Source organism: Cronobacter malonaticus LMG 23826 (assembly GCF_001277215.2).
Taxonomy (GTDB): domain Bacteria; phylum Pseudomonadota; class Gammaproteobacteria; order Enterobacterales; family Enterobacteriaceae; genus Cronobacter; species Cronobacter malonaticus.
Genome location: NZ_CP013940.1, coordinates 1,574,085 through 1,593,509, shown reverse-complemented (window position 1 = coordinate 1,593,509; position 19,425 = coordinate 1,574,085). Strand labels below are relative to the sequence as shown.

Annotated in this window: 20 protein-coding genes; 7 read left to right on the top strand and 13 right to left on the bottom strand. The window is 59.6% G+C overall.

The genetic code is table 11. The features are described from left to right. Positions 1-4: 4 nt before the first annotated feature. The 5 genes from ruvA to aspS all read right to left on the bottom strand — a co-directional run bounded on the left by ruvA (position 5) and on the right by aspS (position 4,362). Positions 5-616 carry a Holliday junction branch migration protein RuvA gene (gene ruvA / locus AFK66_RS07510; RefSeq protein ID WP_007775936.1) on the bottom strand — a complete coding sequence of 204 codons (612 nt, stop codon included), beginning with the start codon at positions 614-616 and terminating at the stop codon, positions 5-7. Positions 617-760: 144 nt separating this feature from the next. Beyond that, positions 761-1,282, bottom strand: coding sequence for a crossover junction endodeoxyribonuclease RuvC (gene ruvC / locus AFK66_RS07505; RefSeq protein ID WP_038882382.1), 522 nt, complete (start codon positions 1,280-1,282; stop codon positions 761-763). Between the two features lie 88 nt (positions 1,283-1,370). Further along, positions 1,371-2,111 carry a YebC/PmpR family DNA-binding transcriptional regulator gene (locus tag AFK66_RS07500; protein ID WP_004384823.1) on the bottom strand — a complete coding sequence of 247 codons (741 nt, stop codon included), beginning with the start codon at positions 2,109-2,111 and terminating at the stop codon, positions 1,371-1,373. A gap of 27 nt (positions 2,112-2,138) precedes the next feature. After that, the gene (gene nudB / locus AFK66_RS07495) at positions 2,139-2,582 is read right to left on the bottom strand and encodes a dihydroneopterin triphosphate diphosphatase (RefSeq protein ID WP_032969987.1); all 444 of its coding nucleotides are present in this window, start codon (positions 2,580-2,582) and stop codon (positions 2,139-2,141) included. Position 2,583: 1 nt separating this feature from the next. Next, complete coding sequence (gene aspS / locus AFK66_RS07490) at positions 2,584-4,362, bottom strand: aspartate--tRNA ligase (RefSeq protein ID WP_032983276.1); 1,779 nt, start codon at positions 4,360-4,362, stop codon at positions 2,584-2,586. Between the two features lie 266 nt (positions 4,363-4,628). On the opposite strand from aspS, the gene AFK66_RS07485 reads away from it, so the two are divergent. From AFK66_RS07485 to cmoB, 5 genes are all read left to right on the top strand, one after another. Continuing rightward, on the top strand, positions 4,629-5,195 hold the full coding sequence (locus AFK66_RS07485) for a hydrolase (protein ID WP_007775942.1): 567 nt from the start codon (positions 4,629-4,631) through the stop codon (positions 5,193-5,195). After that, positions 5,192-6,010: a DUF72 domain-containing protein gene (locus tag AFK66_RS07480; RefSeq protein WP_007775944.1), complete on the top strand. Its 819-nt coding sequence runs from the start codon at positions 5,192-5,194 to the stop codon at positions 6,008-6,010. Before AFK66_RS07485 ends, AFK66_RS07480 begins: the two co-directional genes overlap by 4 nt. 67 nt (positions 6,011-6,077) lie before the next feature. Further along, complete coding sequence (locus AFK66_RS07475) at positions 6,078-6,473, top strand: MAPEG family protein (protein ID WP_004386301.1); 396 nt, start codon at positions 6,078-6,080, stop codon at positions 6,471-6,473. A 40-nt stretch (positions 6,474-6,513) separates the two neighbouring features. Next, entirely contained in the window at positions 6,514-7,257 is a 744-nt protein-coding gene (cmoA, locus tag AFK66_RS07470; protein WP_007775947.1) for a carboxy-S-adenosyl-L-methionine synthase CmoA, read from the top strand. Beyond that, the gene (gene cmoB, locus AFK66_RS07465; protein WP_007775948.1) at positions 7,254-8,225 is read left to right on the top strand and encodes a tRNA 5-methoxyuridine(34)/uridine 5-oxyacetic acid(34) synthase CmoB; all 972 of its coding nucleotides are present in this window, start codon (positions 7,254-7,256) and stop codon (positions 8,223-8,225) included. Before cmoA ends, cmoB begins: the two co-directional genes overlap by 4 nt. Positions 8,226-8,261: 36 nt before the next feature. Here cmoB and lysM read toward each other — a convergent pair whose 3' ends face one another. From lysM to cutC, 4 genes are all read right to left on the bottom strand, one after another. Then, positions 8,262-8,708, bottom strand: a complete 447-nt coding sequence (gene lysM, locus AFK66_RS07460) for a peptidoglycan-binding protein LysM (RefSeq protein WP_004386298.1) — start codon at positions 8,706-8,708, stop codon at positions 8,262-8,264. 146 nt (positions 8,709-8,854) lie between these two features. Further along, positions 8,855-10,504, bottom strand: a complete 1,650-nt coding sequence (locus AFK66_RS07455; RefSeq protein WP_007775950.1) for a J domain-containing protein — start codon at positions 10,502-10,504, stop codon at positions 8,855-8,857. Beyond that, a complete protein-coding gene (locus AFK66_RS07450; RefSeq protein WP_023898514.1) occupies positions 10,504-12,204 on the bottom strand; it encodes an Hsp70 family protein in 1,701 nt (566 codons plus the stop codon). Before AFK66_RS07450 ends, AFK66_RS07455 begins: the two co-directional genes overlap by 1 nt. 206 nt (positions 12,205-12,410) lie before the next feature. Then, positions 12,411-13,142 carry a copper homeostasis protein CutC gene (gene cutC, locus AFK66_RS07445; RefSeq protein WP_007775956.1) on the bottom strand — a complete coding sequence of 244 codons (732 nt, stop codon included), beginning with the start codon at positions 13,140-13,142 and terminating at the stop codon, positions 12,411-12,413. Positions 13,143-13,227: 85 nt separating this feature from the next. Here cutC and AFK66_RS07440 point away from each other — a divergent pair, with 85 nt between their 5' ends. Continuing rightward, complete coding sequence (locus tag AFK66_RS07440) at positions 13,228-14,379, top strand: MalY/PatB family protein (RefSeq protein WP_023898513.1); 1,152 nt, start codon at positions 13,228-13,230, stop codon at positions 14,377-14,379. On the opposite strand, the gene AFK66_RS07435 is transcribed toward AFK66_RS07440, so the two are convergent. From AFK66_RS07435 to AFK66_RS07425, 3 genes are all read right to left on the bottom strand, one after another. Further along, complete coding sequence (locus AFK66_RS07435; RefSeq protein ID WP_007775962.1) at positions 14,369-15,535, bottom strand: zinc-dependent alcohol dehydrogenase; 1,167 nt, start codon at positions 15,533-15,535, stop codon at positions 14,369-14,371. The two genes, AFK66_RS07440 and AFK66_RS07435, sit on opposite strands and share 11 nt — an antisense overlap. Positions 15,536-15,538: 3 nt before the next feature. Further along, positions 15,539-16,081: an SRPBCC family protein gene (locus tag AFK66_RS07430; RefSeq protein WP_023898511.1), complete on the bottom strand. Its 543-nt coding sequence runs from the start codon at positions 16,079-16,081 to the stop codon at positions 15,539-15,541. A gap of 149 nt (positions 16,082-16,230) precedes the next feature. Beyond that, entirely contained in the window at positions 16,231-16,794 is a 564-nt protein-coding gene (locus tag AFK66_RS07425) for a VOC family protein (RefSeq protein ID WP_023898509.1), read from the bottom strand. Between the two features lie 185 nt (positions 16,795-16,979). Between AFK66_RS07425 and argS the strand changes: the two genes are divergently transcribed. Then, on the top strand, positions 16,980-18,713 hold the full coding sequence (argS, locus tag AFK66_RS07420; RefSeq protein WP_007775968.1) for an arginine--tRNA ligase: 1,734 nt from the start codon (positions 16,980-16,982) through the stop codon (positions 18,711-18,713). A gap of 66 nt (positions 18,714-18,779) precedes the next feature. Here the strand turns inward: argS and AFK66_RS07415 are convergent, their stop codons facing one another. Beyond that, positions 18,780-19,406 carry a helix-turn-helix domain-containing protein gene (locus AFK66_RS07415; protein WP_007775970.1) on the bottom strand — a complete coding sequence of 209 codons (627 nt, stop codon included), beginning with the start codon at positions 19,404-19,406 and terminating at the stop codon, positions 18,780-18,782. Positions 19,407-19,425 lie beyond the last annotated feature (19 nt).

Below are 19,425 nucleotides of genomic sequence, written 5' to 3'. Positions count from 1 at the left end.
TACCTCACAATGCCGCGCGCAGCGCTTCGCGAATCAGCGTTTCGCTGCTCGCATCCGCCTGTGCGACTTTACTGACCATACGGCTGGCTTCCTGAGGTTTATAACCCAGCGACACCAGCGCGGCAACGGCTTCCGCCTCGGCATCATCCACTGCAGGGCTTGCAAGCGACGTCAGCACCAGATCCGCCGCTGGCGTGAAGAGATCGCCATGCAGGCCTTTGAAGCGGTCTTTCATCTCCACCACCAGACGTTCGGCGGTTTTCTTGCCGATGCCCGGCAGCTTCACCAGCGCGGCAGGCTCTTCGCGCTCGACCGCGTTCACGAACTGCTGGGCGGACATACCGGAGAGGATAGCCAGCGCCAGTTTCGGGCCGACGCCGTTGACCTTGATAAGCTCGCGAAACAGCGTGCGCTCTTGTTTGTTATTAAAGCCGAACAGTAACTGCGCATCTTCACGCACCACAAAATGGGTGAAGACCACCGCTTCTTTGCCGGTTTCCGGCAATTCATAAAAGCAGGTCATCGGCATATGGACTTCATAACCGACGCCGCCCGCCTCCAGTAACACCAGCGGGGGCTGTTTTTCCAGTACGATGCCTCTGAGTCTGCCTATCACGTTGCGCTCCTGCGTGGGGCTAAGAAAGTTGCTGGCTATAATATAAAAAAAGCTGGACAGATATCCAGTCGAGAAATCGCTGCGACGAAGAGAGAACTGACAGTTGCGAGGCGTCTCGCAAAGGAACGGTAACTGACGTTACCGTTAACGAAGCCGCCCGCGCGCCAGGTTCAGGCGCGCTTCGCTGACCTGCGTCGCGTTCTGGCTGACGTGGCAATGGGTAATAGCGATAGCGAGCGCATCCGCCGCATCCGCCTGAGGGTTGGCGGAGAGTTTTAACAGCTTGCGCACCATATGCTGCACCTGGCTTTTTTCGGCGCTGCCGATGCCCACCACCGTTTGCTTCACCTGACGCGCCGCGTACTCAAACACCGGCAGATCCTGGTTCACCGCCGCGACAATCGCCGCGCCGCGCGCCTGCCCGAGCTTCAGCGCCGAATCGGCGTTTTTCGCCATAAAAACCTGTTCGATGGCGAAATAGTCAGGGCGAAACTGCGTAATGATTTCGCTGACGCCCGCGTAGATAAGCTTCAGACGTGACGGCAAATCCGTGACGCTGGTGCGGATACAGCCGCTGCCAAGATAGGTCAGCTGACGTCCGGTCTGGCGAATTACGCCGTAACCGGTGACGCGCGACCCCGGGTCGATGCCCAGAATAATACTCATGGCGCGTCTCCTGAGAAAAAGCCTGCGGGAATACAAGAAGATATCAGACTGCGGACGAGGCCGCCCACAGTCTGAAACATGGCGGGTATCACAGGGTCGCCGCAACCTCGTCGGAGATCTCACCGTTGTGGTAAACCTCCTGTACGTCGTCGCAGTCTTCCAGCATATCGATAAGACGCAGCAGCTTCGGCGCGGTTTCCGCATCCATATCCGCTTTGGTGGACGGGATCATGGAGACTTCCGCGTTGTCGGCCTTCAGGCCCGCCGCTTCCAGCGCGTCACGTACCGCGCCCATCTCTTCCCAGGCGGTGTAGACGTCGATAGCGCCGTCGTCATAGGTCACCACATCTTCAGCGCCCGCTTCCAGCGCGGCTTCCATGATGGTGTCTTCGTCGCCCGCTTCGAAGGAGATAACGCCCTTCTTGCTGAACAGGTACGCCACGGAGCCGTCGGTGCCGAGGTTGCCGCCGCACTTGCTGAAGGCGTGACGCACTTCGGCGACGGTACGGTTACGGTTGTCGGAGAGACACTCCACCATGACCGCGGTGCCGCCAGGGCCGTAACCTTCATAAATGATGGTTTCCATGTTCGCGTCTTCGTCACCGCCGACGCCGCGCGCGATGGCGCGGTTCAGGGTGTCACGCGTCATGTTGTTGGACAGCGCTTTATCGATGGCCGCGCGCAGACGCGGGTTAGAGCCCGGATCGCCGCCGCCCAGACGCGCTGCTGTCACCAGCTCGCGAATAATTTTAGTGAAGATTTTACCGCGCTTGGCATCCTGTGCCGCTTTGCGGTGTTTGGTGTTGGCCCATTTACTATGACCTGCCATAAAAATATCTCCAGAAAGCGCGCCTTTTCAGGCGGCGTTAATAACAAATTCTTCAATCGCCTGCCGGTTGCTCCAGGACTTGGTCAGCATAGCCGCCTCGGCGGCGTCAACCCAGCGGTACGTCAGGTGCTCGGTAAACACAATCTCCCGCTCCGTCGGCAGCGCCAGACAGAACCAGGACTCCGTATTACGCGTGACCCCCGGCGCATAGCGATGACGTAAATGACTGAAAATTTCAAACTCCACCGTGCGCTGACAGTCCATCAAGGTCAGTTGCTCAGAAACAACGTCAATGGAGACCTCTTCCTTTACTTCGCGCGCGGCGGCCTGCGGCGCGGTTTCCCCCTCTTCCAGACTGCCGGTGACCGACTGCCAGAAATCAGGATCGTCGCGCCGCTGCAACATGAGCACCCGTTTCGTGTCCAGGGCGTAGATAACCACCAGCACAGAGACAGGGTGCTTATAGTGCATATTACTTATTCTCCGGCGTCGCTTTTTTCACGACCTCGATACCCAGCTCAGCCAGCGCCGTCGGGTTCGCGAAGCTCGGCGCTTCGGTCATCAGGCAGGCGGCCGCCGTGGTTTTCGGGAAGGCGATAACATCGCGAATGTTATCCGTGCCGGTCAGCAGCATGGTCAGACGGTCAAGGCCGAACGCCAGGCCCGCGTGCGGCGGCGTACCGAATTTCAGCGCGTCCAGCAGGAAGCCGAACTTCTCGCGCTGCTCGTGCTCGTTGATGCCCAGAATGCCAAACACGGTCTGCTGCATTTCGCCACGGTGGATACGCACCGAGCCGCCGCCCACTTCATAACCGTTGATAACCATATCGTAGGCGTTCGCCACCGCGTCTTCAGGCGCTGCTTTCAGTTCTTCCGCGGTCATGTCTTTCGGCGCGGTAAACGGATGGTGCATCGCGCTCAGGCCGCCTTCGCCGTCGTCTTCAAACATCGGGAAGTCGATAACCCACAGCGGCGCCCATTTGGCTTCATCGGTCAGGCTCAGGTCTTTACCAAGCTTCAGGCGCAGCGCGCCCAGCGCGTCGGCCACCACTTTTTTGTTGTCGGCGCCGAAGAAAATCATGTCGCCGTCCTGCGCGCCGGTGCGCTCAAGAATGGCTTCTACGATTTCCGCGTTCAGGAATTTAGCGACCGGGCTGTTAATGCCCTCGAGGCCTTTCGCGCGCTCGTTAACCTTGATATACGCAAGCCCTTTAGCACCGTAAATTTTGACGAAGTTGCCGTAGTCGTCAATCTGCTTGCGGCTGAGCTGGGCACCGCCCGGCACGCGCAGCGCGGCGACGCGGCCTTTCGGATCGTTAGCCGGGCCTGCGAAGACCGCGAATTCTACGGTTTTCAGCAGATCGGCCACGTCCACCAGCTCCATCGGGTTACGCAGATCCGGTTTATCGGAGCCGTAGCGGCGCTCGGCTTCGGCGAAGGTCATGACCGGGAACTCGCCCAGATCCACGCCTTTCACGTCCAGCCACAGCTGACGAATCAGTTTTTCCATCACTTCACGCACCTGCGGCGCGGTCATGAAGGAGGTTTCGACGTCGATTTGGGTGAATTCAGGCTGACGGTCAGCGCGCAGATCTTCATCGCGGAAGCATTTAACGATCTGATAGTAGCGATCGAAGCCGGACATCATCAGCAGCTGTTTGAAAAGCTGCGGAGACTGCGGCAGCGCGTAGAATTTGCCTTTATGCACGCGAGACGGCACGAGATAGTCGCGCGCGCCTTCCGGCGTGGCTTTGGTCAGCATCGGGGTTTCGATGTCGAGGAAGCCGTGGTCATCCATAAAGCGGCGCACGAAGCTGGTGATTTTCGCGCGGGTTTTCAGGCGCTGGGCCATTTCCGGGCGACGCAGGTCGAGATAGCGGTATTTCAGACGCGCTTCTTCGCTGTTGACCTGGTTGGAATCGAGCGGCAGCGGCTCGGCGCGGTTGATGATGGTCAGTTCGGTGGCGAACACTTCCACTTCACCGGTCGCCATATCGCGGTTGACGTTTTTCTCGTCGCGCGCACGCACGGTGCCGGTGATTTGAATGCAGAACTCATTACGCAGTTCAGAGGCGAGGCTGAAGGCGTCGGCGCGATCCGGGTCGAAAAACACCTGAACGATGCCTTCACGATCGCGCATGTCGATAAAAATCAGACTGCCGAGATCGCGACGACGGTTGACCCAACCACACAGAGTCACTTGCTGTCCGACGTGGGACAGATTGAGCTGCCCGCAATATTCTGTACGCATGAGATATCCCTTAATTTAGCCGCAGGCCGTTTGTCGCCTGCCCTGCAGGCACCACTGTCGCAGCTTTGGCTGAATGTCACTACTGGATGAAAAAAGGGGGCTATTATACTGGAAATTCCGCGCCACGATAAGCCCGAAGCCGCGCGCCCGCGCGATTGCTGCGCGTAAACTGGCGCTTCTCACAAAATTTAACAAAAATAGACACCCGTCCGGCCCGCGACGCCAGTAAGGTACTCATCCAGAACCAACTTTCAAGGGGAGTCTCTATGTTAACGCTTAATCCCGCGACCACCGCGCTGGTGGTGATTGATTTACAGGAAGGCATCCTTCCCTTTGCCGGCGGTCCGCACAGCGCCGACGACGTTGTGGCCCGCGCCGCAAGGCTTGCGGAGAAGTGCCGCGCGGCGGGCGCGCCGGTGGTGATGGTGCGTGTCGGCTGGTCGAAAGATTTCAGCGAAGCGCTGAAGCAGCCGGTGGATGCGCCGATTGCCGGGCATACGCTGCCGGACGAGTGGTGGCACTATCCGGTGGCGCTCGGCAAACGCGACACCGACATCGAAGTGACCAAACGCCAGTGGGGCGCCTTCTACGGCACCGATCTGGAGCTACAATTACGTCGTCGCGGCATCACGACGATTATTCTGTGCGGCATCTCCACCAACATTGGCGTGGAATCCACCGCGCGCAACGCCTGGGAGATGGGCTTTGAACTGATCGTCGCCGAAGACGCCTGCTCGGCCGCCGACGCCGACCAGCACAACGGCAGCATGACGCATATTTTCCCGCGCATCGGGCGGGTTCGTTCTACAGAGGAGATCCTCGCAGCCCTATGATTTATCTTGGTCTGCCGCAATGGTCGCACCCGAAATGGGTGCGGCTTGGCATTACATCGCTTGAAGATTACGCCCGCCACTTTAACTGTGTCGAAGGCAATACCACGCTGTACGCGCTGCCGAAGGCGGAGATCGTCGAGCGGTGGTACGCGCAGACCCACGACGATTTCCGCTTCTGTTTTAAATTCCCGGCCACCATTTCACATAACGCCGCGCTGCGCCACTGCGATGATTTAACCGCCGAGTTTTTCGCGCGCATGGCGCCGCTGGAAGGCCGTATCGGCCAGTACTGGCTGCAACTGCCCGCAGCGTTCGGCCCGCGCGATCTGCCTGCGTTGTGGGCGTTTCTTGACGCCCTGCCCGGCAGTTTTACGTATGGTGTTGAAGTGCGCCACCCCGATTTCTTCGCCAAAGGCGAGGCGGAGCTTTCACTCAACCGCGGGCTTATCGCGCGCGGCGTCAACCGCGTGATGCTCGACAGCCGCCCGGTGCATGCCGCCCTTCCCCACAGTCCGGCGGTCATCGACGCGCAGAGGAAAAAGCCCAAAGTGCCGGTGCACGCGCTCGTCACGGCGCAGCATCCGATGGTGCGGTTTATCGGCAGCGACGATATGGCGCAAAACACAGAATTTTTCGCGGTGTGGCTTGCCAAACTCGCGCAGTGGCAGCAGACCACGACGCCCTATCTCTTTCTTCATACGCCGGATATCGAACATGCGCCGGAGCTGGTGCATACGCTCTGGCCCGCGCTTCGCGAGGCGCTGCCGACGCTTGGCGACGAACCCGCCATCCCGCACCAGGACACCCTCTTTTAGGGCAGCGACAATAGCGCCGCGCCACGCTATCATAAAGGCGCCATTAACAGCGTTAAACGGAGTTTCTATGGTAAGCGCGCTTTATGCGGTTCTGGGTGCGTTGTTGTTGATGAAGTTCTCTTTCGATGTGGTTCGTCTGCGGATGCAGTACCGCGTCGCCTATGGCGATGGCGGTTTCAGCGAGCTGCAAAGCGCTATCCGCATTCACGGCAACGCGGTGGAGTATCTGCCCATCGGCCTGTTACTGCTGCTGTTTATGGAGATGAACGGCGCGCAGAACTGGATGCTGCACGTCTGCGGGCTGCTGCTGCTGGTCGGGCGACTAATGCATTACTACGGCTATCATCATCGCCTGCTGCGCTGGCGGCGTAGCGGCATGAGCGCCACCTATATCGCCCTGCTGATGATGGTGCTGGCCAACATCTGGTATATGCCCTGGGAGTTGGTTTTCTCGTTTCATTAGCGCAAAATACGCCCCTTTCGTTTTCCCCAGGATTTACGCTATGTCAAATCGCGACACGCTGTTCTCCGCGCCCATCGCCCGTCTGGGCGACTGGACTTTCGATGAGCGGGTGGCTGAAGTCTTCCCCGATATGATCCAGCGTTCCGTGCCGGGCTACTCCAATATCATCTCTATGATTGGCATGCTGGCGGAGCGCTTTGTCCAGCCCGCAAGCCAGGTTTACGACCTCGGCTGTTCGCTCGGTGCCGCCACGCTCTCGGTGCGCCGCAACGTGCATCATGACGGCTGTAAAATCATCGCGGTGGATAACTCGCCCGCCATGGTGGAGCGCTGCCGTCGCCATATTGACGCGTTCAAGGCGCAGACGCCGGTCGAGGTGATTGAGGACGATATCCGCAATGTCACCATCGAGAACGCTTCCATGGTGGTGCTGAACTTCACGCTCCAGTTCCTGAACCCGGACGACCGCCAGCTGCTGCTCAATAAAATCTATCAGGGCCTGAACCCTGGCGGCGCGCTGGTGCTGTCGGAAAAATTCAGCTTTGAAGACAGCGTGGTGGGCGAACTGCTGTTCAATATGCATCACGATTTCAAACGCGCGAACGGCTACAGCGAGCTGGAGATCAGCCAGAAGCGCAGTATGCTGGAAAACGTGATGCTTACCGATTCCGTGGAAACCCACAAAGCGCGCCTGCGTAAAGCCGGGTTTGAACACAGCGAACTCTGGTTCCAGTGCTTTAACTTCGGCTCGCTGGTGGCGGTGAAAGGCGGGAGCGCGGCATGATAGATTTCGGCAAATTTTATCAGCAGATCGCCTGCGGGCCGCTTGCCCACTGGCTGGAAACCCTGCCCGCCCAGGTTGCCGCCTGGCAGCGCGACACCCTGCACGGCCAGTTTAAGCAGTGGAAAAATTCTCTCGATAATCTGCCTGCGCTGGTGCCGGATCAGCTTGATCTGCTGCACAGCGTCAGCGCGCAGAGCGCCGAGCCGCTGAGTGACGGCCAGCGCAAGCGCATCGAACAGCTGCTGCGCACGCTGATGCCGTGGCGTAAAGGGCCGTTCTCGCTCTACGGTATCGACATCGACACCGAGTGGCGCTCCGATCTCAAATGGGACCGCGTGCTGCCGCATATCACGCCGCTTGCCGGGCGCACCATTCTGGATGTCGGCTGCGGCAGCGGTTATCACCTGTGGCGTATGGTCGGCGCGGGCGCGCAGCTCGCGGTCGGCATCGACCCGACGCAGCTTTTCCTGTGTCAGTTTGAGGCGGTGCGCAAGCTTTTAGGCGGCGACAACCGCGCCCACGTGCTGCCGCTCGGCATCGAGCAGATGCCCGCGCTGAACGCGTTCGACACCGTCTTTTCGATGGGCGTGCTCTACCACCGCCGCTCGCCGCTGGATCACCTTTGGCAGCTTAAAGATCAGCTGGTGAAAGAAGGCGAACTGGTGCTGGAAACGCTGGTGGTGGAAGGCGATGAAAATACGGTGCTGGTGCCGGGCGAGCGCTACGCGCAGATGCGTAACGTCTACTTTATTCCGTCCGCGCCCGCGCTGAAAAACTGGCTGGAGAAGTGCGGTTTTGTGGATGTGAAAATCGCTGATTTCTCGGTCACTACCGTAGAAGAGCAGCGCCGCACCGCCTGGATGGAAACGGAGTCGCTGGCGGATTTCCTCGATCCCCATGACGCCACCAAAACCCGCGAAGGCTACCCCGCCCCGCTGCGCGCCGTACTTATCGCTCGCAAACCCTGATGTTTTCTCCCGCACCTGACGTGCGGGAGACGTTTTTTACTTCGGAATACGCAGCACCTGGCCCGGATAGATTTTTTCCGGGCTGGTCAGCATCGGTTTATTGGCTTCAAAGATTTTAGGATATTGGTTCGCGTCGCCATACACCTCTTTCGAAATGGCGCTGAGAGTGTCGCCTTTTTTCACCGTGTAGAACTGGCTTTCCGGTGCCGGGGTCGCCACTGCGACGTTGTCATCGACATGCCCGATGCCCGCGATGTTGCCGACGGCTACCAGGATTTTCTCTTTCGCTTCCTGGCTTAAGCCTTGCCCGGTGACGGTCGCTTTACCGTCATCCACCTGCACCTGCACTTTATCGGCATCCGGGATACCGGTTTTCTTGAGGTGTTCCTGCACTTTGGCGTTCTGTGCCGCCGCATCGTTATGCCCGGAAACGCTGTCCCAGATTTTCTCGCCCGCTTCTTTCACAAAATTCAGTAAGCCCATAGTTCCTCCTCAAAAAAAGTCACCTGAGAAGTCTGGCAAACAAATCAAGAAATAAGCCAGGCGGCAGCGCGCCGGTTGCCTGAAAAGCGAACAGCCCGGCGAGGCCGGGCGGGCTGGATTTATCGCAGCGCGGAGCGTTTTGATTGTCACGCTTGCAACAGCACGCGCGCGCCGGTGACGATGGCGAAAAATAGCAGCGCCAGCAGGACAAACTTCAGGCGTCCGCCGCCCAGAGGCGCACGTTTCTGGCGAAACCGCCGCAGCGCGCCGGGATAACGCCAGAGATCGGTCCAGGCCAGCAGCAGCGTTACGACCACGAAAATCCACATCGCCAGCCTGCCGCAGACCAGCGCGATAACAACGCTCACGACGCAAAACGGGATCACATGCGCGAACAGCCGCCAGCGTTTACGCCGCGGGGAGTAGATAAACCGCGGCAGCAGCCGCTCGCTCAGCGCTGCGTCTCTGTCCGAGAAGGGCCGGGCCAGTCCCCGCCATAAAACCAGCGGGAAGATACCCACCACCATCGCCACCACGGGCGCCACCAGCACACGGAGCACCACGTCCCACGGGGTGATGGTGCCGTCATACACTGCGGGCAACATCCAGCCAAACGTCGCCATCATCATGCCGACCAGCCAGAGGCTGCGCATCATCGGTCCGTTCGCTTCATTAAGCTTCTGATACGTCTGCTGCCATGCGTGGATATCCGCGCCCGCAAAGCGCGGGATGAGCGCCGGATGGCCAATTTCCAGCAGGTCGGTGAGCCTGCCACAGGCCTGCCAGTCTTCATCGGTGTAGTCGAGCCCGGCCAGCATACGGGCGTCTTCATCCTGCACGCGCAATACCATGTGCGCCGCCCGGAGCGCAGAATCGTCGCCTGGCGCGTCGCGCTGCGCAGTAAGCTGCGCAAAAAGCGCTTCGTCTTCGTCGCGGGCGATAACCTGCGCCCACAGCTCCGGCAGATCCGGCCGCTCGCCGCGCGTCTCATCCCAGTGAAACAGTTTACAGAGCGCGGCAAAGCGCTGCGCAGACCACTCAGGCTGCGCATCCAGCAGCGTCAGCGCCAGCTGTTGCAACTGGCGCTGACCGTCGTAGCTTTGCAGCCAGGGGGAATTCGCCAGCGCGCGCAGGCAGGCCAGAAAACGGGCATCGTTCCCCTCTTGCAGCGCCGCCTGCATCTCTTCGGCGTAAGGGGTGAGCAGCACATGGCGTAACCGGTTCTGCTGCGACTCATCGATAGTCACCCTCTGGCCCGGCGTAAGCCACTCAAAGCGCGCCTGCGCCTGTGCGGCGAAAGTGTGCTCGTCAGGCGCGAGATGCCACAAACAGCGCGTCAGTACCGCCTCTTCAAATTCGCGCCGTTCCCCCCTCGCGCGCGCCTCCAGCCAGCGCGCGTTGAGGTTTTCCTCGTTTAACCCGTCGAGCAAGGCCGCGGTACGCGGCGGCTCATACAGCGGTGCGGGACGAACGGGCTCGTTTTCCGGCGAGGCGGGTTCAGGATCGCCGAAGTGATGCTTAAGCGGCGGCTCCTCAGCCTGGCGCTGCACTGCTGGCGGCGTCTGCGCACCGCTGACATCAAATTCCTGATAGTCGCCATCACCGTCTTCATCATCTTCGTTGTCCGCCGCGCCGCGACGCGCCTGCTCCAGCGCCGCTTCATAGGCATCACGCAATTCCTGAAAGCCTTGCGGATCGTCATCCGGCCGGCACCCTTTCAGAAGCCTGGCGTAGGCACGTTTGATGGCGCGCTCGTCCGCGCCGGGCTCAAGCCCGAGGATCTCCAGCGCGCGCATCAGAAAAGCCACATCCCGGCTTCGATAGCGTCCGCCTGCTGCGTTATCTCGTGACGGGCTTTATCGATGCGCGCGTCATCCTGGCTTTCCAGCGCCTGCTGGAAGCGCGCCCCGAGATAGCTAATCTCCTCGCGCATCTCGCCGGTGTTCTCCTGATACAGACGATCGAGACGGGCCATCAGATGGGTGTTGGGCTGGCGTTCGCGCGGGTGAATTTTCAGCGCGCTCAGCTGTGCGAGACGTTCGGCAATCTCTTGCGGCGTTAGCATGCCAGGGTTGTTTTCAATAATGAGCTGATGGCGCTCGCCGGTCAGCGGTACCGTGACTTCCACTTCCAGAATGCCGTTAATGTCATAGGTGAACCGCACGTCCAGCGACACTTCGCCCGCCGGTCTCGGCGGCACCGGCACGCGCATTTTGCCAAGCTCTATATTGTCTTTGACCAGACGGCTCTCGCCCTGGTAGAGAGTAAATTCCACCATCGTCTGGTTATCGGCCAGCGTACAGACCGTTTTCACCCGGCTCACCGGCACCACCACGTTGCGCTCAATCACCGGCAGATAGTGGCCCTCGTCGAGATGACGGCCAAAGGCTTTAACGGTTTCAATGCCAAGCGTATAAGGGCAGACATCGGTCAGCACCACTTCTTCCAGCGCCGCATCGCGTTTTTTCAGCGCCGCCTGCACGGCGGCACCGAGCGCGACCGCTTCGTCAGGGTTTACCGATACCGACGGGAAACGGCCAAACAGCCCGGCGGCCAGGCGGCGTACCAGTGGCATGCGGGTCGCGCCGCCCACCAGCAGGATCTCGTCGAGATCCGCGACGCGAATGCGGGCGTCGCGCAGCGCGCGCTCAATGGGCAGGCGCAGGCGGGCAAGCAGTGGTGCGAAAATATCGTTCAGCTCGCCCTGATGAAATTCCTGGCTCCAGTTCTGGTCTTCGGCACGCAGCGTGAAGGTGGCGACAGGGCGATCGCCAAGCGCCTGTCGCACCCGCTCGGCCTCGCGGCGCAGGGCGTGGGTGTGCGCCGCCGGGTCCGGCAGGCCGCCCGCCGCCATCTGGCGCGCCACGAAGGCGTCAATCAGCGCCTGGTCGAAATCCTCGCCGCCGAGAAAGTTATCGCCAGCGCTGGCTCGCACTTCCATCACGCCTTCGAACAGCTCCAGTACCGAAACGTCAAACGTGCCGCCGCCGAGATCGAACACCAGAAAGGTGCCCTCTTCTGTGCCACGATGCAGGCCGTAAGCCAGCGCCGCCGCGGTCGGTTCGTTAATCAGTTTTTCAACGTGAAGCCCGGCCAGCTCGCCCGCGACGCGCGTGGCTTTACGCTGGGCATCGCTGAAGTACGCCGGCACGCTTATCACCGCTTCGGTGACCGTCTCGCCGCAGGCGCGCTCGATATCTTCTTTCAGGCTTTTTAAAACCAGCGCAGAAAGCTCTTCGGCGCGGAACAGTTTGCCCCCAAGCCGGACGCTCCAGGCGGTGCCCATATGGCGTTTGAAAAGTGCGGTGGTGAGATGCGGATGCGTATGCAGACGCTCGCGGGCGGCTTTGCCGACCAGCACGCGCCCTTCGTCATCCAGGCCGACGACGCTCGGCGTGAGACACTCGCCCAGCGCGTTAGCGATAAGCCGCGGATGGCCCTCCTGCCAGACGGCGGCGAGGCTGTTGGTGGTGCCGAGATCGATGCCGACGATCATCCTGTTCTCCCTTTGCCGGTCTGCGACAGACGCAGATAATGCGTGGCATCTTCTCCGAGCCTGTATGGAAAGACAAGACGATGACCAGATTTGGTAGGACGCGCGGGGCATAAAAAAAGCCCCGGCAAAAGACCGGGGCCTGGTACGAGCAAGCATCATATTGGGCGACATGATGTGCGGTAAAAACTGAGGGCAAAAATCTTCGCTTACGAAAGCGCCGCCTTCATGGCGGCTACCACGTCGCCATCCACCTGGTAACGGGAGTATTCGTCGGCGCTTGCGTCCGATGACATCGAGACGCCGGTATTGCGATAACGCATGGGAGAGGCTACATGGATGCCCGCCGAGCTGTGAAGCTCGTCTATCCCCTGCGCCAGAAACAGGTTAAGGTTGCTAAGCCGTACCCCTGCACCGGCCATAATGATTGGAGCACGGGATTTCTGTTTTAGTTCCGTAATTAAATAAATTCCTTTTTCCGCGCTCGCCTGCTGGCCGGAAGTCAGAATGCGCGCCACGCCGAGATCGGTTAATTCTTCCAGTGCTTTCAACGGGCTGGCGCACATGTCGAAGGCCCGGTGAAACGTCACCGCCATGCCGTCGGCGGCGCGCATTATTTTACGCATTCGGGCGAGATCCACCCCGCCGTCCTCCTTCAGTACGCCGGTGACAAGCCCCGGAAAGCCCAGCTCACGGATAAACGCGATATCGTCCAGCATTGCCGCAAACTCACTCTCGCTGTAGCAAAAATCGCCGCCGCGCGGGCGCACGATAGGATGAACGGGGATCGTTATCTGCGCACGCACGCCTTTAAGCACGCCCGCTGACGGCGTCAGGCCGCCCTCGTTAACCGCCGAACACAGTTCTATGCGGTCAGCGCCCGCCGCCTGTGCGGTCATTGCGCACGCCTGGCTGTAACAGCAAATTTCCAGTAACGCCATGGTTAACTCCCTGTAAATGAAAGTAGTGGTCAGCTGTGGGCAAACGTCTTAGTCTGAAAACCCCTTAGCCGCAGGACAACGTATCATGGCATTCAATTTCGACGAAGAGATCAACCGCCGTCACAGCGACAGCATTAAGTGGAACGCCCATGACGAGTCAGTATTGCCGATGTGGGTGGCCGATACCGACTTCCGCTCGCCCGCCTGCATTACCGATGCGCTGACAGCGCGCGTGCAGCATGGCGTGTTTGGCTACGGCGCGCACCCGCAAGGGCTGGCTGAGGCCTTTATTGAATGGTGCCAGCGTCGCTACCAGTGGCGCGTCGAACCGGAGTGGCTGGTCTTTTTGCCAGGGATTGTGGCAGGGCTGAATCTCTCGGTGCGCGCCTTCACCACCCCTGAGGAAGCCACGGTTGCGCCCACGCCGATTTACCCGCCGTTTCGCAAATCCGCCGCCCTTGCCGGTAGCGCGCAGCGTAACGCGCCGTTGCAGCAACGCGGCGAACGGCCGGTGCTGGATCTTGAAAGCCTGCGCGCGCAGCTCACCGGGCGCGAAAAACTGCTGATGCTCTGTAATCCGCAAAACCCCGGCGGCACCGCGTACCGCCGTGACGAACTTGAAGCGCAGCTCGCGTTTGCGCAGGAGCATGATCTCATCGTCTGTTCTGATGAGATCCACTGCGATCTGATTCTCACGCCCGGCGTGCAGCATATCCCGTTCGCCTCGCTCAGCGAGGACGCCGCGCGGCGCTCCATTACGCTGATGTCGCCGTCGAAAACGTTTAATATCGCCGGGCTTGGCGCCTCGGTGGCGGTGATCCCGGATGCCGCGCTGCGCCAGCGCTTTAGTGAAACGCGCGCCGGGATCGTGCCGAACGTAGACGTACTGGCGCTGACGGCCGCCGAAGCGGCCTGGCGCGGCGGCGAGCCGTGGCTTGCTGAACAGATTGCGTATCTGCGCCGCAACCGCGACCGCTTATACGCCGCCATTGGCGCGCTGCCGGGGCTTGAAATGGTGCGCCCGGAGGCGACCTATCTGGCGTGGGTGGATGCGTCCGGGCTTGGGGTGGAGAACCCGACGCGCTTCTTTAAGCGCCAGGGGCTCGGATTCTCCCCCGGCGCGGATTTCGGCGCGCCTCAGCACGTGCGGATTAACTTCGGCTGTACCGCCGCCACGCTGGAGACGGCGATTGCGCGTCTGACACAGGCGGTCAGTGTGGCGAACGTCAGGGCTTAAACACCGCCCGCACGCAGCCGTCCTCTTTGTTTTTAAACATTTCATAGCCACGCGGCGCGTCTTCCAGCGAGAAGCGGTGCGTGGCGAGAAAATCGGTGCGCAGTTCGCCCCGCGCTGCGTGATCCAGCAGGCGTTTCATATAGGCCTGGCCGTGCTGCTGGGCGGTGCGGATGGTTAAGCCTTTATTCATCGCCACGCCGAGCGGAAATTTATCCATCATCCCGTAGACGCCGAGAATGGCCAGCGTGCCGCCTTTACGGCAGGCGCGGATCGCCTGGCGCAGCGCGGCGCCGATATCGGTGTGCATTTTGAGCGCCTGTTTGGTGCGGTCATAGGCGTATTCCAGCCCTTCGCCGTGCGCCTCCATGCCAACCGCATCAATGCAGCTATCCGGGCCGCGACCGCCGGTTATCTCCAGCAACGCTTCGTAAATATCCACTTTGGTGTAATCCAGCGGGATGGCGCCGACGATATCCCGCGCCATCGCCAGCCGCTCGGGGAAACGGTCAATGGCGATCACTTTTTCAGCGCCCAGCAGATACGCACTCTGGGCCGCCATCAGCCCGACGCCGCCGCAGCCCCACACCGCGACCGTATCGCCAGGGTGGATATTGCAGAAATCCGCGCCCATGTAACCCGTCGGCGCGGCATCAGAGAGAAACAGCGCCTGCTCGTCAGAGACATTTTCCGGCACGATAAAGCAGTCGTTATCGGCGAACGGCACGCGCACATATTCGGCGTGCGACCCGGCGTAGCCGCCGAACGCATGGCTGTAGGCGTAAATACCTGCCGTCGGGTAACCGAGGATTTTTTCCTGCATGTGCGCGTTCGGGTTGGTGTTATCGCAACACGAGGTCAGTCCATGATTGCAATACCAGCAGGAGCCGCACGAGATAAACGACGGCACCACGACACGATCGCCGCGGCGGATGTTTTTCACCTCCGGCCCCACCTCCACTACTTCGCCCATAAATTCATGGCCGAGGATATCGCCCTCTTCCATGCTCGGGATAAGCCCGTCGATGACGTGTAAATCGGAGCCGCAGGTCGTGGTCAGCCCTACTTTGAGGATCACATCATGCGGATTGACGAGAGTCGGGTCGCTCACGGTCTCGACGCGCAGATCGTTGACGCCGTTCCAGCAGAGTGCTCGCATCGGTTATTCCTCCACCTTGTCCATACCGTCGTGACGGCCCGCCGGTTGCGGTTTGTTGGTCGCAATTTCGCCCGTCTCGGCGAGGCTTTTAAAGCGCCGCAGCGCCTGGCTCAGCATCGCCTCCGGCACCAGATCGATTTTTTTCGACAGCCACTCGCCTAAAAAGCCGCCCGGCGGATCGAAGTGCAGCGCCAGCGTTACTTCGGTGCCGCGCTCGTCCGAAATATGACGAAACGTCAGCCTGCCGGCGTTCGGCACGGTGGCTTTTTTCTCAGACGCCCAACTGATGTAGTGGCCGCGCTCTTCATCGGTGATATAGGCATCCCACTCGACCGTTTTGCCAAGCGGCATCCGCACGGCCCAGTGGGACGCGGTGTTACTGAGAATGGTGATGTGGGCGAAATGTCCCATGATGCGTGGCAGGGTGGACGGCGCGCGCCATAAATCAAACAGCTCCTCGGCGGAGCGATGGATAAGCAGGGAGCGGCGCAGCCCAGGCTCATCGCGGTTAATCCAGAGATCAGTACGTTTTACGGTTTGTTGCATGAGTCTCTCCCATCGGGTCGAAAACAGGCGTCGGGTCTCTCCTTACTCTTTTCATGCGGGGGCGTGCGGGAAATGGTCCCCTGAATACTATAGACAAAAAACGGGGCCAGACTTTGCGCCAGTCTGGCCCCGTGCGTGACAGCGAAACGTTACGGCTGCTCGCTTGCGACAATCTCTTCGATGGAATACGGATGGAATTTGATGGTGACGATGCGGTCGGTGACGGCGAGCGTCGGGTTCGGCAGCCGCTCATGCTCGCCCGCAGGCGAACTGGTTTTTACTGAGATATCCGGTGCCATCAACCCTTCGTCGCCCAGCAGCGCCAGCGCGCGCTGGTTAAGCGTTTCGGGCGCGCCGGGCAGCACGATTTCAATATGTTCCCAGCCTTCATGCGGGTAGCGTTTCTCGCCAGGCCACGGCAGTTCAACAACCGTAAAGCGCCACGGCCCGACGCAGACCGGCTCATCAAGGCGAAAAAGACAGATGGGGCGGCCATTAATAACGTTTTCGCTAAGCAGCGTGCCGCACTGCTCAAACCCTTTCCGCCAGCGCTCGGCGGTCGCGTTCTGGTGGCAGCGCAGCGAAATATGATCGGCATACAGGTCGTTAATATCGAGCGCGAGACGCCCGGCGAGCGTCTGTAACGCCGCTTCAAAGCGCGGCAGATCCACGCGGATATCCTGGAGTTCTTCTGATGTGTGCCAGTGGATCATTGGCTTTTCCCGTACGGTGACAAAGGCGCTAATCTACCCTGTTTAACGCCCGCGCTCCAGCGCGCGCCGCCCTGCCCGCCGGTGCTGACGTCGCCGCCTAAATGCAGTATACTTTTGCCCTCTTTTTTCTTAAGACCGCACGCTGCCGCCTTCGACAGGCAGCGTTATTAACGTAAGGTATCCCGGTGAATATTCAGGCTCTTCTCTCAGAAAAAGTCAGTCAGGCGCTGATTACCGCAGGTGCGCCTGCGGATTGCGAACCGCAGGTTCGTCAGTCAGCCAGAGCGCAGTTCGGCGACTATCAGGCTAACGGCGTGATGGCTATCGCGAAAAAACTGGGCATGCCGCCGCGACAATTCGCCGAGCAGGCTCTGGCCCATCTGGATCTCACCGGGATCGCCGCGAAAACGGAAATCGCAGGCCCTGGCTTTATCAATATCTTCCTCGACCCGGCGTTCCTTGCGAAAAACATCGAAGCCGCTGTCGCCTCCGATCGAGCGGGCGTGGAAAAAGTCAGCGCGCCGCAGACCATCGTGGTGGATTACTCCGCCCCGAACGTCGCCAAAGAGATGCACGTGGGCCACGTTCGCTCCACCATCATCGGCGATGCCTCCGTACGTACGCTGGAGTTCCTGGGGCATAAGGTCATTCGCGCCAACCACGTCGGCGACTGGGGCACCCAGTTCGGTATGCTGATTGCTTATCTTGAGAAACAGCAGCAGGAAAACGCCGGCGAGATGGCGCTCTCGGATCTCGAAGGGTTCTACCGCGAAGCCAAAAAGCATTACGACGAAGATGAAGCCTTCGCCGAGCGCGCGCGTAGCTACGTCGTGAAACTGCAGGGCGGCGATGAATATTGCCGTGAGATGTGGCGCAAGCTGGTTGACATCACCATGACGCAGAACCAGATAACGTATCAGCGTCTTAACGTGACCCTGACGCGCGACGACGTCATGGGCGAGAGCCTCTATAACCCGATGCTGCCCGGTATCGTCGCCGATCTGAAAGCCAAAGGGCTGGCGGTGGAGAGCGAAGGCGCCACCGTGGTGTTCCTGGATGAGTTCAAAAACAAAGAAGGCGAGCCGATGGGCGTCATCATCCAGAAAAAGGATGGCGGCTACCTCTACACCACGACCGATATCGCCTGCGCGAAGTACCGCTATGAAACCCTTCACGCCGACCGCGTGCTTTACTACATCGACTCCCGCCAGCACCAGCATCTGATGCAGGCGTGGACCATCGTGCGTAAAGCGGGCTACGTGCCGGAATCCGTCCCGCTGGAGCACCACATGTTCGGCATGATGCTCGGCAAAGACGGCAAACCGTTTAAAACCCGCGCGGGCGGCACGATTAAACTTTCCGAACTGCTGGACGAAGCGCTGGATCGTGCGCGCCGTCTGGTCGCGGAGAAGAACCCGGATATGCCTGCCGACGAGCTGGAAAAACTGGCGAATGCGGTCGGCATCGGCGCGGTGAAATATGCGGATCTCTCGAAGAGCCGCACCACCGACTACATTTTCGACTGGGATAACATGCTGGCCTTCGAGGGCAACACCGCGCCGTATATGCAGTATGCCTATACCCGCGTGCTGTCGGTGTTCCGCAAGGCAGGCGTGTCAGAAAGTGAACTGACGGCCCCGGTAGTGATTCAGGACGATCGTGAAGCGCAGCTCGCCGCGCGCCTGCTGCAGTTTGAAGAGACGCTGGGCGTGGTCGCCCGTGACGGTACGCCGCACGTGATGTGTGCTTATCTTTACGATCTGGCGGGTCTGTTCTCCGGCTTCTACGAGCACTGCCCTATTCTTACCGCTGAAACTGACGCGCTGCGCCAGAGCCGCCTGAAACTGGCGCTCCTGACCGCGAAAACGCTGAAACTCGGTCTGGATACGCTCGGCATCGAAACCGTCGAACGCATGTAAACCCTGTTCTCACGCGTAAAAAAAGGCCCGTCACCGACGGGCCTTTTTATTAGCGCTGGCGGGGGATTAATATTTTTGTGGCAACTTACCGATGGAGATCAGACGGCCGCGCTGGATGTCGATATACCCGCCTTTGCGTAACTCCTGAATCACCTTCATCACGTAGCTTTTCGATAAATTAGTGGTGCTCGTTATATACTGGCTGGCGTTTATATTCATCCGGTGATCGAGCGGAATTGCGCTAAGAGTAATTAGCGATTTTCTCACCAGCATATACGAATCCGCGGCAAAAAAATGATAACTCTTCCAGAGCAAAACATGATAATAAAAAGAGACAGCGTGGCTGAGTTCCTTCCACAAACTTTGAGATTCGATAACGTTGAAAAAATCCGCACGGCTAATCCTTTTCACAAGGCTATCTTCTTTTATTATTAGTCGAAAATGCTCAAACCGTGCATTATTGGGTTGCAAAGAAATACCCAAAATATTTGGCCGATTCGTTTCAAAGAAAATGAGGTTATCCCAATCCCTGGTCATTGCAAGACTGCCTGTCAGCAAAATATTTATCGACTCTTCATTGTGCGCCAGACAAGAGCCGCGCGGGTATTCTTTGATCGTACCGTGACAATGAAAGGCGTTAATCAGCGCATTTATCTGGGCGTCCGGCCTTGGAGGTAAAGGATAGTGGTTCATTTCTATGATCCATCAGGAT